At 43.0% G+C, this 17686-nt stretch carries 11 protein-coding genes and 2 rRNA genes; 12 read left to right on the plus strand and 1 reads right to left on the minus strand.

Annotated features, from left to right (window positions below; all coding sequences use genetic code 11):
• Positions 1 to 176: 176 nt before the first annotated feature.
• The 7 genes from VOI46_RS06045 (at position 177) to ihfA (ending at position 9420) form a co-directional block, all read left to right on the plus strand.
• Positions 177 to 3063: ribosomal RNA gene (locus VOI46_RS06045) — 23S ribosomal RNA — on the plus strand.
• A 202-nt stretch (positions 3064 to 3265) separates the two neighbouring features.
• Positions 3266 to 3380, plus strand: a 5S ribosomal RNA gene (gene rrf / locus VOI46_RS06050).
• Between the two features lie 506 nt (positions 3381 to 3886).
• Entirely contained in the window at positions 3887 to 4942 is a 1056-nt protein-coding gene (locus VOI46_RS06055) for a DUF2066 domain-containing protein (protein WP_004587230.1), read from the plus strand.
• The gene (hda, locus tag VOI46_RS06060; protein WP_004587231.1) at positions 4942 to 5652 is read left to right on the plus strand and encodes a DnaA regulatory inactivator Hda; all 711 of its coding nucleotides are present in this window, start codon (positions 4942 to 4944) and stop codon (positions 5650 to 5652) included. The genes VOI46_RS06055 and hda overlap by 1 nt, the downstream gene beginning before the upstream one ends.
• 82 nt (positions 5653 to 5734) lie before the next feature.
• On the plus strand, positions 5735 to 6715 hold the full coding sequence (gene pheS, locus VOI46_RS06065) for a phenylalanine--tRNA ligase subunit alpha (RefSeq protein ID WP_004587232.1): 981 nt from the start codon (positions 5735 to 5737) through the stop codon (positions 6713 to 6715).
• Between the two features lie 15 nt (positions 6716 to 6730).
• Positions 6731 to 9118: a phenylalanine--tRNA ligase subunit beta gene (gene pheT / locus VOI46_RS06070; RefSeq protein WP_004587233.1), complete on the plus strand. Its 2388-nt coding sequence runs from the start codon at positions 6731 to 6733 to the stop codon at positions 9116 to 9118.
• Between the two features lie 2 nt (positions 9119 to 9120).
• Positions 9121 to 9420, plus strand: coding sequence for an integration host factor subunit alpha (gene ihfA, locus VOI46_RS06075; protein WP_002960690.1), 300 nt, complete (start codon positions 9121 to 9123; stop codon positions 9418 to 9420).
• A gap of 89 nt (positions 9421 to 9509) precedes the next feature.
• Here the strand turns inward: ihfA and VOI46_RS06080 are convergent, their stop codons facing one another.
• Positions 9510 to 10310, minus strand: coding sequence for a DUF2989 domain-containing protein (locus tag VOI46_RS06080; RefSeq protein WP_004587234.1), 801 nt, complete (start codon positions 10308 to 10310; stop codon positions 9510 to 9512).
• A gap of 174 nt (positions 10311 to 10484) precedes the next feature.
• On the opposite strand from VOI46_RS06080, the gene VOI46_RS06085 reads away from it, so the two are divergent.
• The 5 genes from VOI46_RS06085 to VOI46_RS06105 all read left to right on the plus strand — a co-directional run bounded on the left by VOI46_RS06085 (position 10485) and on the right by VOI46_RS06105 (position 17686).
• Positions 10485 to 11927, plus strand: a complete 1443-nt coding sequence (locus VOI46_RS06085) for a glyceraldehyde-3-phosphate dehydrogenase (protein WP_004587235.1) — start codon at positions 10485 to 10487, stop codon at positions 11925 to 11927.
• Between the two features lie 317 nt (positions 11928 to 12244).
• Positions 12245 to 13372 carry a M14-type cytosolic carboxypeptidase gene (locus VOI46_RS06090; protein ID WP_004587236.1) on the plus strand — a complete coding sequence of 376 codons (1128 nt, stop codon included), beginning with the start codon at positions 12245 to 12247 and terminating at the stop codon, positions 13370 to 13372.
• Positions 13373 to 14150: 778 nt separating this feature from the next.
• The gene (ltrA, locus tag VOI46_RS06095; protein ID WP_324737986.1) at positions 14151 to 15425 is read left to right on the plus strand and encodes a group II intron reverse transcriptase/maturase; all 1275 of its coding nucleotides are present in this window, start codon (positions 14151 to 14153) and stop codon (positions 15423 to 15425) included.
• Between the two features lie 207 nt (positions 15426 to 15632).
• Positions 15633 to 17300, plus strand: coding sequence for an AGCS family amino acid carrier protein (locus tag VOI46_RS06100; protein ID WP_004587237.1), 1668 nt, complete (start codon positions 15633 to 15635; stop codon positions 17298 to 17300).
• 59 nt (positions 17301 to 17359) lie between these two features.
• Positions 17360 to 17686: a hypothetical protein gene (locus tag VOI46_RS06105; RefSeq protein ID WP_004587238.1), complete on the plus strand. Its 327-nt coding sequence runs from the start codon at positions 17360 to 17362 to the stop codon at positions 17684 to 17686.

Here is a 17686-nt window from a genome sequence, read left to right on the forward strand (position 1 = left end):
ATTCGTATGAATAACAGTGTTATTTGTACAGAGTTTTCAAAAGTAAAAAAGAATGATAGCAGTATCATTCAGTGCCAATTTAATCATTCATGATTAATTGGTATCTACTTTAGTATTCAATATTAACTTCTGGCGAAGTTAAACTGTCACATAACAAAGACCCGTTTGGGTTGTATGGTTAAGTGACTAAGCGTACACGGTGGATGCCTTGGCAGTTGGAGGCGATGAAGGACGTATTAACTTGCGATAAGCCTAGTCAAGCTAGTAAAAAGCGCTTGAGACTAGGATTTCCGAATGGGGAAACCCACCTGCTTGCAGGTATCGTTAACTGAATACATAGGTTAACGAGGCGAACGCGGAGAACTGAAACATCTAAGTACCCGTAGGAAAAGAAATCAACCGAGATTCCGATAGTAGCGGCGAGCGAAATCGGAACAGCCCTTAAGCTTATTATGTGTTAATGGAAGGCTCTGGAAAGTGCCACGATACAGGGTGATAGTCCCGTACATGAAAAGACATTTTAAGTGAAATCGAGTAGGTCGGAGCACGTGAAACTTTGACTGAATATAGGTGGACCATCATCTAAGGCTAAATACTCCCAACTGACCGATAGTGAACCAGTACCGTGAGGGAAAGGCGAAAAGAACCCCTGTGAGGGGAGTGAAATAGAACCTGAAACCGTGTACGTACAAGCAGTAGGAGCCTACTTGTTAGGTGACTGCGTACCTTTTGTATAATGGGTCAGCGACTTATATTTTGTAGCGAGGTTAACCGATTAGGGTAGCCGTAGGGAAACCGAGTCTTAACTGGGCGAATAGTTGCAAGGTATAGACCCGAAACCCGGTGATCTAGCCATGGGCAGGTTGAAGGTTGAGTAACATCAACTGGAGGACCGAACCCACTAACGTTGAAAAGTTAGGGGATGACCTGTGGCTAGGAGTGAAAGGCTAATCAAACCGGGAGATAGCTGGTTCTCCCCGAAATCTATTTAGGTAGAGCCTCGGACGAATACTTACGGGGGTAGAGCACTGTTAAGGCTAGGGGGTCATCCCGACTTACCAACCCTTTGCAAACTCCGAATACCGTAAAGTACTATCCGGGAGACACACGGCGGGTGCTAACGTCCGTCGTGAAGAGGGAAACAACCCAGACCGCCAGCTAAGGTCCCAAAGTCATAGTTAAGTGGGAAACGATGTGGAAAGGCCCAGACAGCCAGGAGGTTGGCTTAGAAGCAGCCATCCTTTAAAGAAAGCGTAATAGCTCACTGGTCGAGTCGGTCTGCGCGGAAGATGTAACGGGGCTAAACTATGCACCGAAGCTGCGGATTCATCTTAGGATGAGTGGTAGGGGAGCGTTCTGTAAGCGGTTGAAGGTGTACCGGGAGGTATGCTGGACGTATCAGAAGTGCGAATGCTGACATGAGTAACGATAATGCGGGTGAAAAACCCGCACGCCGGAAGACCAAGGGTTCCTATCCCATGTTAATCAGGGTAGGGTAAGTCGACCCCTAAGGCGAGGCCGAAAGGCGTAGTCGATGGGAAACGGATTAATATTTCCGTACTTGGTATAATTGCGATGGGGGGACGGAGAAGGCTAAGCAAGCATGGCGATGGTTGTCCATGTGAAAGTGAGTAGGCTAGTGACTTAGGTAAATCCGGGTTGCTGTTAGGCTGAGACACGAGACGAGCACCCAAGGGTGTGAAGTTGCTGATGCCATACTTCCAGGAAAAGCCTCTAAGCTTCAGATTATACCGAATCGTACCCCAAACCGACACAGGTGGTCAGGTAGAGAATACTAAGGCGCTTGAGAGAACTCGGGTGAAGGAACTAGGCAAAATCGTACCGTAACTTCGGGAGAAGGTACGCTCCTATCTGTGATGAGATTTACTCTCTAAGCGGACGGGAGCCGCAGTGACCAGGTGGCTGGGACTGTTTATTAAAAACACAGCACTGTGCAAAATCGCAAGATGACGTATACGGTGTGACACCTGCCCGGTGCCGGAAGGTTAATTGATGGGGTTAGTTTTCGGACGAAGCTCTTGATCGAAGCCCCGGTAAACGGCGGCCGTAACTATAACGGTCCTAAGGTAGCGAAATTCCTTGTCGGGTAAGTTCCGACCTGCACGAATGGTGTAACCATGGCCACGCTGTCTCCACCCGAGACTCAGTGAAATTGAAATCGCAGTGAAGATGCTGTGTACCCGCGGCTAGACGGAAAGACCCCGTGAACCTTTACTACAGCTTGGCACTGAACATTGAACCTACATGTGTAGGATAGGTGGGAGACTTTGAAGCAGCGACGCTAGTTGTTGTGGAGTCGTCCTTGAAATACCACCCTTGTAGTTTTGATGTTCTAACGTTGGCCCCTGAATCGGGGTTACGGACAGTGCCTGGTGGGTAGTTTGACTGGGGCGGTCTCCTCCCAAAGAGTAACGGAGGAGCACGAAGGTTGGCTAAGTACGGTCGGACATCGTACGGTTAGTGTAATGGTAGAAGCCAGCTTAACTGCGAGACAGACACGTCGAGCAGGTACGAAAGTAGGTCATAGTGATCCGGTGGTTCTGAATGGAAGGGCCATCGCTCAACGGATAAAAGGTACTCCGGGGATAACAGGCTGATACCGCCCAAGAGTTCATATCGACGGCGGTGTTTGGCACCTCGATGTCGGCTCATCACATCCTGGGGCTGAAGTCGGTCCCAAGGGTATGGCTGTTCGCCATTTAAAGTGGTACGCGAGCTGGGTTTAGAACGTCGTGAGACAGTTCGGTCCCTATCTGCCGTGGGCGTTTGAGAATTGAGAGGGGTTGCTCCTAGTACGAGAGGACCGGAGTGAACGAACCGCTGGTGTTCGGGTTGTCATGCCAATGGCATTGCCCGGTAGCTACGTTCGGAACTGATAAGCGCTGAAAGCATCTAAGCGCGAAGCAGGCCTCGAGATGATTTCTCACTAGACTTTTAAAGTCTCTGAAGGGCCGTTGAAGACTACAACGTTGATAGGCAAGATGTGGAAGTGGTGTGAGCCATTAAGCTAACTTGTACTAATTACCCGTGAGGCTTAACCATACAACGCCAAACGCGTTTTGTGACAGAAACAAGCGACAGAAGTTAATAGCTAAAGTAGATAAATACTTAGACTTAAAAAATATTATCAGAATTTTCCAAATTTATGAGGTGACTCTTAGCGCGTAGCGTTAACATTGAGGCACCTTGCGCAAAGGAAAAAGTAGCACTACGTGCTTGTCCTTAATCCTTTGCACCTAATTTGCTTGGTAACCATAGCGTTTTGGACCCACCTGACCCCATGCCGAACTCAGTAGTGAAACGAAACAGCGCCGATGATAGTGTAGCATTTGCTATGTGAAAGTAGGACATTGCCAGGCTCCAAATAAGAGAAACCCGTTGCAGAAATGTAACGGGTTTTTTGCTATCTGGGTTTTAATAAATAGCCGAACTCAGTAGTGAAACGAAACAGCTCGAAGGCGAGCCCTACGAAAGGCCGCCCCGAGACAATGATAATGTGCATTTGCTATGTGACTCTCTACCGCTGTGGGCACTACGACATCGCTAGGCTCCAAATACAAGAAAGCCCGACTCGAAAGAGCTGGGCTTTTTTACGTCTGCAGAAAAGTAAAAATACATTCCAGATATTATTCTCACAATCTCCACCACCTCCGTAGCGTGGGTTGAGTATCACGAAACCCGCGGATAAGGCTCACCCCACCAATCACAACCCATTTTACATATAGCTAAGTAGCAGTTTGTTTCTGTATTTAAGCTTTAAGATAAACAATATTTATTCAACATAGCTAGATTACAAATATAATTTTGCTTTGTTACTGGCTTTGATTTAGGATCAAAATAGTTTAAAACCAAGAACTAATAGCCAGTGTATAGATTATTAATTAGTGCCATATCATTTATATTTTGTTTCTCTGTGTCGGCAGTTGAAGTAACTGATCTGTATCAAGATATATTAAAAGTCGATGATAAAAGTCGAGACACGCGTTTAGCCGCTAGCCGCAAAGCATTACTCAATGTTTTAGTAAAGGTAAGCGGGGATGAATCTGCTGATCAAAATAAGCTTGCTCAACAACGCACCAAAAACATTTCAGATTACATGCTCAAGTTTGAATACGACGAAAAAGCAAATGGACAGCTTAATCTAGTTGTTAAATTTGAAGCGCGTAAAATAAATGAATTAATTAAAGAATTAAATTTACCTCTTTGGGGCGTCCAGCGCCCATTAGTTGCTATTTGGTTAGGTATTGAAGATAACTGGCGTAGAGAGCTTGTTACACAAGAAAGCTATCCTCAGTTAGAGCAGCTTATATATGACAAAGCGGGTCGACGTGGTTTACCCGTTGTAGTGCCACTATTAGATTTACAAGACAGACGTTTGGTTGGTATTCCTGAAGTATGGGGTAATTTTTCAGAGCCTGTTGAAGAGGCGTCGCGCCGTTATAGTGCAGAGCGAAGCATTACAGCAAGAATGTATCAAGAACCCGACAGCGAAACCTGGATTTTAGACTGGCGTTTTACTAATGACGATTTATTTGATTCGAACCGCCTTGAAGGTGATAAACAACAAATAGTAGGCCAGATGATAGACAGCTTAGCGTTGGGATTAGCCAATGAATACGCTATCGACCCTAACGCGTATTATGAACAGGCTGCGGCTAGGCTCACCTTAAAAGGCACTCAAAGCTTTGTCGATATTGAACTTGCAAAGCGTCGTCTACAAAGTTTGAGTGTAGTGACGCAAGCAACAATAATGCGCAAAACCGCAGAATTTGTTGAGTTTAAGCTTAACCACACCGGCAGTGTGGGCGATCTTAAAAAAGGCCTTGGCCTTGATAGTGCCTTTAGAGATTATGTTGACCCTCGCGCATTTTACCATGTTGTAGACAAAAACAGTCTTGAGTATCAGTGGGTCGGTGAGTAATGCTAAGTGCTGAGCCTATGCAAATGGCACTTCCAGTCACCTTACCTGATGATGAAACATTTGCTTCTTATTTTGGTGGGGAAGACTCTTTAGAGGTAAACCACCTTAAAGCGAGCTTTTCAAAGCTTGCCAACAAATTTCAGTACACTTATTTGTGCGGCTTAGGCGATTCTGGCAAATCTCACTTATTGTACGCAACCTGCATACAAGCCCAAGAGCGTGGCTTGTCAAACATGCTGTTGTCTATGCGTGAAGTTATCGACTTTGGCCCTATGGTTTTAGATGGTTTAGAAGCACTTGATGTATTATGTATTGATGATGTGCACTTAGTCGCTGGCAATGACGCATGGGAAAAAGCTCTTTTTAACTTTTTCAATCGCTTTAACGAGCCCGGAAAAATGCTAGTGGTTACGGCCGATTTGCTCCCTGACATGCTTAATATCACCTTGCCCGACTTAGAGTCTAGGCTAAAGTGGGGAACCACCTTTCAAATTCGATCAATGAGTGATGATGATAAAGCACAAGCACTGGTTAAGCGAGCCCATATGCGTGGGCTTGAACTAAGCGATGAATGCGCGCGCTTTTTATTGACTCGCTTGAGTCGTGATATGCGTGCTTTATTAGACGTATTAGACAAATTAGATCACGCATCAATGGCCGCTCAACGAAAATTAACAATTCCCTTCATAAAATCAACGTTAAAGCTGTAGTAGGTCTAGAATCTAGACCCTGCTTTCAGTTATCATTAGTCAACAAAATTGTAATCACCTTCTGTGAAAGATCAGGTATCGAATGAACTTAGAAAATATTTTAGCGCAAGCACTTGAGGCAGTTGCCAGTGCCAGTGAAATCGCGCAACTAGAAGAGATCAGGGTTAATTACCTTGGTAAAAAAGGCGAAATCACAAGCTTACTTAAAACACTGGGTAAAATTGCTCCTGAAGAACGCAAAGAAGCAGGCCAAGTAATTAACCAAGCTAAGCAAGATGTACAAGCAGCAATTAACGAAAAGCGTGAGCTTTTAGCAAGTAAAGCGCTTGAAGAAAAGCTAGCAGCTGAAACAATTGATGTAACTTTACCAGGGCGCGTAATGCCTACGGGTGGCCTTCATCCGGTAACACGCACAATCGAGCGTATAGAAAGCTTTTTTGGCGAGCTAGGTTTTGAAGTTAAATCAGGCCCAGAAGTAGAAGATGATTTTCATAACTTTGATGCGCTAAATATTCCTGAGCATCACCCAGCGCGTGCTGATCACGATACCTTTTATTTTAATCCTAAGTTAGTACTGCGTACCCAAACAAGTGGTGTGCAAATTCGTACTATGGAAACAGAACAACCGCCACTGCGAATTATTTCGCCAGGTCGAGTATATCGTAATGACTACGACCAAACGCATACTCCGATGTTTCATCAGGTAGAAGGTTTAATGGTTGATACTGATGTAAGCTTCACAGAGCTTAAAGGTATTTTACACGACTTCTTACGTAACTTTTTTGAAGAAGACATGGAAATTCGTTTCCGTCCTTCATTCTTCCCATTTACAGAGCCTTCAGCTGAAGTAGATGTTATGGGTAAAGACGGTAAATGGCTTGAAGTATTAGGTTGTGGCATGGTTCACCCTAACGTACTTAAGTCAGTAGGTATTGACCCAGAAAAATACACTGGTTTTGCTTTTGGTATGGGCGTAGAGCGCTTAACCATGCTGCGCTATGGCGTAAACGACTTACGTGCATTTTTTGAAAATGACTTAAAATTCCTAAACCAGTTCCGTTAAGAGTGAAAATATAAAATGAAATTTAGTGAAAAGTGGTTAAGAGAGTGGGTAAATCCTGCTATTGATACGCAAGCTCTTTCGGAACAGCTTTCTATGGCTGGCCTTGAGGTTGACGCAGTTGAGAGCGCGGCAGCGGATTTTAACGGCGTAGTAGTTGGTGAAGTGGTTGAGTGCGCACAGCACCCAGATGCAGATAAACTTCGCGTTACTAAAATCAATGTAGGTGGCGATGAGCTACTTGATATTGTGTGTGGTGCGCCAAACTGTCGCCAAGGCATTAAAGTCGCTGTTGCAACAGTGGGCGCTGTTTTACCGGGCGACTTTAAAATTAAAAAAGCCAAATTACGCGGTCAGCCATCACACGGTATGCTGTGTGCCTTTGTTGAGCTAGGTATTAGCGAAGAAGGCGACGGCATCATGGAATTGCCAAGCGATGCGCCAATTGGTACAGACCTGCGCGAATACTTAGGCCTTGATGACAACATAATTGATGTTGATTTAACGCCAAACCGTGGTGATTGCTTGGGTATAAAAGGCCTTGCACGCGAAGTAGGTGTATTAAACAGCGTTGATGTAAACGAGCTACAAATTCCAGCAGTTAGCGGCACTATTGACGATGAAGTATCTATCGAGCTTGTTAATTCTGATGCGTGTCCGCGTTACTTAGGGCGTGTAATCAAAGGCATTAGCCTTGATGCAGAAACACCGCTTTGGATGGTTGAAAAGCTTCGCCGAAGTGGGATTCGCTCAATTGACCCTGTTGTTGATGTTACTAACTATGTATTACTAGAACTTGGCCACCCAATGCATGCATTTGATTTAAATGCAATAGAAGGCGGCATTAAGGTTCGCAGCGCCAATGCAGGCGAAGAGTTAGTATTGCTTGATGGCAATACTGCAAAACTGAACGAATCAACACTTGTGATAGCCGATCATAATAAAGCACTTGCAATTGCCGGTATTTTTGGCGGTGAGCAATCAGGTGTTACAGAAAAAACGTCTGATATTTTATTAGAAAGCGCGTTTTTTAACCCAGTCGCAATTGCAGGTCAAGCCCGTAGTTACGGCTTACATACCGATGCATCACACCGCTATGAGCGTGGCGTAGATTTTACCCTGCAACACGATGCAATGGAACGCGCAACTGCTTTATTACTTGATATTGTTGGTGGCGAAGCAGGCCCTGTTGTAGAAGCTGTGGCTGCTGATAAACTGCCAAAGGTGACAGAAGTACGCCTACGTCGTGCGCGTTTAGACCGAGTAATTGGTCATCATATTGACGATGAGAAAGTGACTGATATTCTGACTCGTTTAGGGTTAGACGTTAAGTTTGAAAACGACAGCTGGAGCGCTGATATTCCAAGCTACCGCTTTGATATTCGTATTGAAGAAGACTTAATTGAAGAAGTTGCTCGTGTTTATGGTTACAACAGTATTCCAAATGTTGCGCCAACCGCAAAATTAAAAATGACTACACATGACGAGTCAACAATTGCGCTAAGTAAGTTTCGCAATACGTTAGTGACACGTGGCTACCAAGAAGCAATTACGTACAGCTTTGTAGACCCTAAAGCACAAGCTATTATACACCCACAAAGTAATCCGCTTATACTGCCGCACCCAATTTCAATTGAAATGTCGGCTATGCGTGTAAGCTTAATGCCAGGGCTTTTAGCATCGGTTGCGTATAATCAAAACCGTCAACAACCACGTATTCGTTTATTTGAGCATGGTCTTAAATTTATCAGCGACGACAGCGCAGAAAATGGCCTGCAGCAAGTCCCTGTCATTGGCGGTGTGATCACTGGCCTTGCACACGGCGAGCATTGGGTTGAGCAAAAACGCAACGTTGATTTTTACGACCTAAAAGGTGATGTTGAAGCCTTATTAGCAATCACCAACGATACAAGCCGTTTTGAAATTAAAGCAGAGCAGTCAGACGGTTTACACCCAGGCCAATCAGCAGTTATTTATGTTGAAGGTAAAAAGGTAGGATTTTTTGGTGCTCTTCATCCTCAAGTGCAAAAATCGTTAGATATCAATAACGCAACTTTTGTATTTGAAATAGAAATGTCTGCAATAGAAAAAAGAAATTTACCGCAAGCTGTAGGGGTTTCAAAATTCCCTTCAAATCGCCGCGACATCGCGATTTTAGTGGCTGACAGCGTTAATTCAGGTGATATTTTAAGCACAATAGAAAAAGTTGGCGGAAATCAATTGGTTGACCTAAACTTATTCGATGTGTATAAGGGCAAAGGTATTGAGCCAAATTATAAGAGTTTGGCGATTGCTCTAACACTGCAGGCGGTTGATAGAACACTCGAAGAGAAAGATATCAATCTGGTAGTTGATAACGTGGTGGCCACATTGGCCGAAAAGTTTAATGCATCGTTGAGGGACTAGATATGGCGCTTACTAAAGCCGACATAGCTGAACACCTATTTGAAAAGCTCGGGATCAATAAAAAAGATGCCAAAGATTTAGTTGAAGCGTTTTTTGAAGAAATCCGCTCAGCGCTTGAAAAAGGCGAGCAGGTTAAGCTCTCTGGATTTGGTAACTTTGATCTTCGTGATAAAAAAGAAAGACCAGGCCGTAACCCGAAAACAGGAGAAGACATTCCTATTTCGGCGCGCCGCGTGGTGACCTTTAGACCAGGTCAAAAGCTTAAAACCCGTGTAGAAGTGGGCACAAGCAAAGCAAAATAAAAAAGGGCAGCGTAAGCTGCCTTTTTTATTTAAAAAACCATCTGGCATCATGTTTTAAAACACATTTATTGCCAGGGGGTTTTGCTTACCTAAAATTCTCGCGGCGATACAAACTCACCGTTTTGTATTTGTTCATACGTTTGTTGAGCAAGGGCATCGAGCGCATCTAAATTTTTACCATCGCTCATCAGTTGGTGCTCAATGGGTAGTAAATCTATATTCTCAATGCCAGCGCTTTGCGCCACTTTCGAAAAAATGTAAGCGTGCTTATATTTATCATGTTTATAAAATAAGCTGATTAACGAGGTATACACTTCAGGATTTGGCTGTTGGCCTTGTTTATTTAGCTCAAGGGTTTTATATAGCAAATCAATTGTTTTTTCATCGTCAAACTTAATGTAATAAGAGGCTAGATAAAACTGCATTTCTGCACTGTTGGTTACGCTTTCATCATTTTCCATTGCAAGTAAACGAGTCAGCGCACTTTGCTCATTGTTACGTGACCAATGATAGTAAAGCAAACCTGGGTGGTTAGTGTTTTTTGTGTCTTGATAAAGTCGGGTCATCTCTTTAATGCTAGTAAGCTGACCTTCAATACGCGATGTTGTTTTAGACTTTAGTTTAATATGTTCTATTTTTGCGGCTAAAGTAATACATTGATTATACGACTCAAACCCCTTAAGCAATTGGTATTTGTTTTCATCTGTGGGTTTTTTATATTCTATATAGCGTTTTAAAATAACCTCAGAGCGCTCATTTTTACAATGGCTATCTTTATTTAAATCACTACAAAAGCCAGGTGTTTCTTTACAAACCTGAGCGAGAGTCAGTGGTTCTTCGCATCCTGTTAACGCTAGCATTGTTAGTATTGCGCTTGCTCTTAAAACCATCCCTTAACCTCAAATGAATATATACATTACTATTCTAGCGCAATCATTTGTGCGCTAACAGTAGAGAATAACTTTAGATTAACTTAGAATAGCCCTGCCTGAAGTGCATTACTCTCAAAATCTAATGCATTTTTAAAGGCTATCCGTTCAAAATGATTAAATTAGGTAAATAAAATGACCTCATCTCACGAATTAGAATATACAAATAGTTGGCAAGAACGCCAAGATTACGCTGAAAGCATGCAACCTATCATTGGTAAGCTTTATCGTAACCGTGGCATAGAAATCGCTGTATATGGCCGTCCTCTCGTTAATGCCAGTACTATCGATATTATCAAATCACACAAAACTGTAGCGCAATTTGAAGGCACTAAATTACGTTTACGCGAAAGCTTTCCGTTTTTAGAAGCCATTAGTAAAATGGAGCTAAACTCAGCACGTATTGATATTGGTAAACTTGCTTATAGCTATTTGTACAGCGATGCTGCTAATGGCCGCACAGTTGATGAATTTGTTAAAGACGAATTAGCCGAAATTGCAGACTCACCAGCCAAAGAGCCGCGTGATGTTGTATTGTATGGCTTTGGTCGTATAGGGCGTTTGTTAGCACGTTTACTAATCGAAAAATCAGGCCCTTATGCCGACTTACGTTTACGCGCAATTGTTGTACGTGGCGGTAAAGAAGGCGACCTTGAGAAACGTGCAAGCTTACTGCGTCGCGATTCAATTCATGGTCCATTTAATGGCTCAATCACAATTGACACGCAGCGTAATGCAATTAAAGCGAATGGCAGCTACATCCAAGTGATTTATGCTAACTCGCCAAGTGAAGTTGATTACACCGCTTACGGTATCGAAAATGCACTCGTAGTTGATAACACTGGTATTTGGAAAGACGAAGCAGGCCTTGGTCAGCACTTAGAGTCTAAAGGGGCTGCAAAAGTACTATTAACAGCACCGGCTAAAGGCAACATTAAAAACATTGTTTATGGTGTAAATAACCAAGACATTAAGCCTGAAGATAAAATCGTGTGTGCAGCAAGCTGTACCACCAATGCGATTACGCCAACCCTTAAAGCATTAAACGATAAGTTTGGTATTAATAACGGCCACGTAGAAACCGTACACTCTTACACAAACGATCAAAACCTTATTGATAACTACCACAAAGCAGAGCGTCGTGGACGTGCTGCTGCACTTAATATGGTAATTACCGAAACAGGCGCAGCTAAAGCGGTATCTAAAGCGCTTCCTGAGCTTGAAGGTAAGCTAACAGGTAATGCGATTCGTGTGCCTACACCTAATGTGTCGCTTGCTATATTAAACTTAAACCTTAATAGCAGCACGTCTGTTGAAGAGCTAAATGCGTTTTTACGCGAAACAGCACTGCATTCAGAGCTGCGCGACCAAATTGACTACACCGCATCAACCGAAATCGTATCTACCGATTTAGTCGGTAGCCGCTATGCAGGTGTTGTAGACTCGCAAGCAACAATTGTTGAAGGTAACCGCGTTGTTTTATACGTATGGTACGACAATGAATTTGGCTACAGCTGCCAAGTAGTTCGTTGTATGCGTGATATGGCTGAAGTTGCTTTCCCAAGCTTACCTCGCTAATTTAAACGCAATTATACTAAGCCAGCTTTTTTGCTGGCTTTTTTAGTCGCGTTATATTTTTAAAGTGTACCCTGTGTGGTAGGCTTTAATTATTGAAATGCTTATTTGATTTCATTCAATAATGCATTTTACTATTTAACCTGCATTCTGCTTGAGATAACTTAATTATCCACAGTACAGGTTTTTAAATAGTGTCAGTTCTGCACTTTTAGGCCGCTCTTTTTTGTAATTTAGTGACCAAAAATAGAGTCAATTTAATCCAAAATATCAACGTGCCTAACAAAGCAGATAAACTTATTCTACCTTAAGGTTTTTTCATGAAAATCAGCAGCAATTTTGATAGTGGTAACATAAAGGTTATCGAAGCCAACGATCCGTTAAATATTCAATTAGAGATAAACAACGATCACCAGTCTGAATTTTACCAGTGGTTTCACTTTCGTCTAGAAACAACGCCTTATCAACTGCATAAGTTAAACATTAATAATTTAGAAAACTCTGCCTACCCAGATGGATGGGAGGGCTACCAAGCTGTTGCCTCATACGACCGTCAAACATGGTTCCGTGTGCCTTCAAATTACGAAAATGGCACGCTTACCTTTGAACTAGAGCCTGAATGCCCCAGTGTATATTTTGCTTACTTTGCGCCATATAGCTACGACCGTCATTTAGATTTATTAGCCTGGGCGCAAAGCGAAGAGCTTTGCCAATTACAAACATTAGGTGAAACACTCGATGGCCGTGATATGAGCGTGCTTAAAATTGGTCAGCCTAGTGAAGATAAAAAAACAATCTGGATCACAGCGCGCCAACACCCAGGCGAAACTATGGCAGAATGGTTTGTAGAAGGGCTATTACACAAACTACTAGATGATGAAGACCCGCATGCCGCTGCTCTTTTATCAAAAGCTGTATTTTATGTAGTACCAAACATGAACCCAGATGGCAGCGTACGTGGTCACCTTCGTACTAACGCAAAAGGCGTTAACTTAAATCGTGAATGGCAAACGCCTAGCATGGAAAATAGCCCAGAAGTGTATTTAGTCCTGAATAAAATGCGCGAAACTGGCCTCGATATGCATTTAGATATACACGGTGATGAAGCTATTCCTTATAACTTTGTGGCAGGCAGTGAAGGTATTCCAAGCTACGATGACCGCTTAAAAGACTTAGAAGATAGCTTTAAAGCAGCGCTACTTACTATAACGCCAGAGTTTCAAGATGAGCACGGTTACGATAAAGACGAGCCGGGCAAAGCTAATTTAACAGTTGGCTCATCTGCAACGGCAGAAGAATTTAAAGCACTTACTTACACAATTGAGATGCCTTTTAAAGACAATAACGACTTACCAGACCCAGATTACGGCTGGTCAGACCGCCGCTCGTATCAATTTGGTCAAGATACTTTAGCGGCAATCGTAAATGTCGTTGATAAATTAAGATAAATTAGTATAAGGTAAGGGCAACATTAAAATGTTGCCCTTTTTTGTTTGCCCAGCGAAGCTGGCAAACCCGATAGGCTGAAAGATGCCTTATCACCCCGACTAAGGGGAAGATAATCTGAATGGCAAGGGCGTCACTGGCCAACGGTGGGGTCTGAAGGAAGCCATAAGAAGTTAGAGGTACACAACTAACCGTAACCTGTTTCGGCAGTATTGGTGGGTCAGCGTGCAAAATAGCGCAACGCCCTATACTTAGTCAGACCAATGCTGTGCTTGAGGGTGGAATTTCTAACAGGGAGCCAGTGCAGTAACTGGGGAAGCCTGGCATCTAAACTTAGTGTAAATAAGTGGCCTAAACTCAAGGGGAAACCCAAGGTTTAACGTCGGTGTGAGGTGGCAGATGAACCCGTAGTAGTGAATAAGGCTAGGCCGATGAAAGCCAGTAATGGTGTGGAGGACAAAACCAAGCCGACTATCAGCAGAATGTTTGATAGGGTCAATTTCAACCAAAAGTTTTAATTGATTGCGAAGGGGGGAAGTATTCTTTAAGTGTATGAAAATCAGGAATATCGGCGTATAGGCTCACATGTATTTCGACGGAAATAGGCAAAAGATGACGGCTAAGCAGGAATGTGGACGCTGAGAATTGAAGGCCGAGCACGGGAGTAATGACTGACCACTTAGGCAGATTGCCATTCGGCTAGCACACCTAATGTCATCATGAAGAACCCGACTATACATCAATGTGAAACGACAGACATACCGCAAGCAAAGGCAATTGATGACAGTTTACTACAGCTTGTATGGGCAATTATTAGATATTAATAACCTGTACAAGGGATTCAAAAAAGTGAAAGCAGCGAAAGGAGCAGCCGGAATAGATGGGCAGTCCATAGCCACGTTCGCCTTGAATTTAGAAGAAAACTTGAAACAACTGCAACGTGAACTGCACACCAAGCAGTATCGGGCGCAGCCAGTCAAACGGATAGAAATACCGAAAGGCGATGGCGGCGTGAGATTGCTGGGTATACCAACAGTTCGCGACCGCATAGTACAACAGACACTATTGAACATTCTCCAGCCGATCTTCGACATCGACTTTCATCCATCAAGTTATGGGTACAGGCCGACACGAAGCTGCCATGATGCCATCAGTAAAGCGACGGTATTTATTCGTAAATATCACCGTGAGTGGGTGGTTGATATGGATCTGTCGAAGTGCTTTGACCTACTTGATCACGATTTGATTATTAGCAGCGTCAAACGCAAAGTGACAGACGGTAGCCTTTTAAAGCTGCTCGATCAGTTCTTAAAAAGTGGGGTAATGATAGGTAATCACTGGGAAGCGAGTGAGCAAGGAAGTCCACAAGGTGGGGTTATCAGTCCATTGTTGGCGAATATCTACCTAGATGCGTTTGATCAAGAAATGAAAAAGCGACATCACAGAATAGTGAGGTACGCCGACGACATTTTGATCTTATGCTGCACAGAAACAGCAGCCAAGAATGCACTCACTGTAGCAACCCATCTACTTGAAAAAGACTTGAAGTTAACAGTCAACCAAAAGAAAACCCATATAGCGCATAGCAGTGAAGGGGTAAAGTTTTTGGGAGTGGAGATAGGCAGTAATTGGACACGGATCCAAGCCTCAAAACTCAAAGGCTTCAAACAAAAAGTTAAACGATTAACAAAACGAAATAGCGGCATGAACTTAGTTGAAGTAATAAAAAGACTAAACCCAGTGGTGCGTGGTTTTGTAAATTATTTCAGTATAGCCAATTGTAAACGGGTGCTAGAGGTGTTGGCGAGGTGGGTGAGACGACGATTAAGGGCAATTCAGTTAAGGTTGTGGAAAAATCCAGCGAGGTTGCATAAACGACTAAAACAGTTAGGGAAAAAGCCGCCATTTAAGTTCATCAAAATGAACTCATGGCGAAACTCTCTAAGTCCATTATCGAGTGTAGCGATGCCAAACCAATGGTTTGAAGAGCAAGGTTTATATTCAATGGAAAAAGTAAGTACAGGGTGGCTTGCTCAATCGGCGTTTAGAAAATAAGCCGAAGGAATAAAAGAATACAGGAGCCGTATACGAGGCCCGTACGTACGGTTCTGTGAGAGGGATGAGGCAAAAGCCTCACCCTACTCGATATTACAAAATTAACAAATAATAAAAGTGCGCAATAGCTTAGTTATCGTATTACCTAGCTCTGAGTAAGTAATAAACAATCAACAGTCTCAAATAAAATAATAAGAGGTATTTAGCGTGGATGCATTCGGACAACTTTTAGATAGCCTAGATGGCATGTTAGGGGGCGCAGTTTGGTTTCCCTATGTGCTGCTAGGAGTCGGTCTATTTTTTACTATTTATTTAAAGTTCCCACAAATTCGTTATTTCAAACATGCGTGTAAAGTAGTTACAGGCAAATTTGATAAAAAAGGCACCGAGGGTGACACAACCCATTTTCAAGCACTGGCTACTGCGCTCTCTGGTACGGTAGGTACAGGTAACATTGGTGGGGTAGCCTTGGCTATTTCTATTGGTGGCCCCGCGGCATTATTTTGGATGTGGATGACGGCATTTTTTGGTATGACCACCAAATTTGTAGAAGTTACGCTTTCACATAAATACCGCGAAAAAACCCAAGATGGCACCATGGCGGGTGGCCCTATGTATTACATGGATAAACGCCTAAACATGAAGTGGCTTGCTATTTTGTTTGCTGTTGCCACTGTAATTAGCTCTTTTGGTACGGGCAGTTTGCCACAAATTAACAACATAGCGCAGGGTATGGAAGCCACATTTGGTTTTGCACCTATGGCAACCGGTGCTGTGTTATCTATTTTACTTGCGTTGGTTATTTTAGGTGGTATTCGTCGTATTGCTGCTATTACATCACGTGTTGTGCCCATTATGGCCGTGATTTATATCATAGGTGCGTTAGGTGTTATTTTTTATAACATTGAAAACATCGGCCCTTCATTTGCGTCAATATTTGTTGATGCATTTACAGGCTCTGCTGCAGCCGGTGGCTTTTTAGGTGCCTCTTTTGCGTATGCATTTAACAGAGGTGTAAACCGTGGCTTGTTCTCAAATGAGGCCGGTCAAGGTTCTGCACCCATTGCCCACGCATCGGCAAAAGCTGATGAACCTGTGTCTGAAGGAATGGTTTCAATTTTAGAGCCGTTTATCGATACCATTATTATTTGTACATTAACAGGCTTAGTTATTTTATCGTCGGGTGTGTGGAATGAAAAATTCGAAACACATTTTGAACGATCGTCAATGAGCATTATTAAAGGTGACTACTCAGAAACCAACGAAGCGCAGCGCCAAGAGCTATACAATTACCTAAACGGTAACGATAGCAAGGTAGAGCTATTCAACGGCAACATTGATGTAGTTAATGGCGAGCCAACAAGTAATGGCTTTACCGTATTACATTCACGCTCAATTGGTGAAGATATACGTTTTGGTATTACCGACAAACATAAGTACACAGGTATTGTTGAAGTTAAAAACGGCATGCCAACCGACGACAGCATTAGTTTAATAGGTAAATCGTTAGTGCACTCAGCAGAGCTGACAACCAAAGCGTTTACCCGAGGCTTTTTTGGCGATAGCGGCCAATATATAGTATCGATAGGCTTATTGTTATTCGCATTTTCTACTGCCATTGCGTGGTCGTACTACGGTGACCGTGCCATGATTTACTTACTTGGTAATCGCTCAGTTATGCCGTATCGCGTATTTTATGTTGCTGCGTTCTTTTGGGCTTCGTTTGCCGATACCACTTTAGTATGGAAATTAGCAGCCGTTGCAATTGTCGTTATGACCTTGCCTAACTTATTTGGCATTATGTTATTGCGCAAAGAAATGAAACAATCCGTAGATGACTACTGGGTTAAATTCAAAAAAGACAACGAGCAATAAAACAAGTACAATAAAAGGCGCCGCAAGGCGCTTTTTTTATGCGTAGTATGGAGAGTAGTATGGCGATTATTCATTGCCCCAAATGTGCAAAATCAATTTCAGATAAACATCAGCAGTGTCCGCATTGCAATAGTAACATTGGCGCGCTTAACTCTGAGCAGGTACAACAGCTTCAGCGCGAACAGCGAATTAAAAAACAGCAAATGTTTATGAACCATTCTTTCTTGGCGCTCATACTATTTTTAGGTGGCTTTTTTTGCTTATACTTTTTACAACCCGCAAAAGAAACCCTGCAATGGTACGCGTATACAGTAGCGATTGGTGTTGGCTGTATTTGGTACTTAGTAAACCGCGTTATTTTAGTGACTCTAAAAAAGAAAAGATGA

The sequence above is a fragment of the Pseudoalteromonas sp. CuT4-3 genome, from assembly GCF_035666335.1.
Classification (GTDB): Bacteria; Pseudomonadota; Gammaproteobacteria; order Enterobacterales; family Alteromonadaceae; genus Pseudoalteromonas; species Pseudoalteromonas atlantica.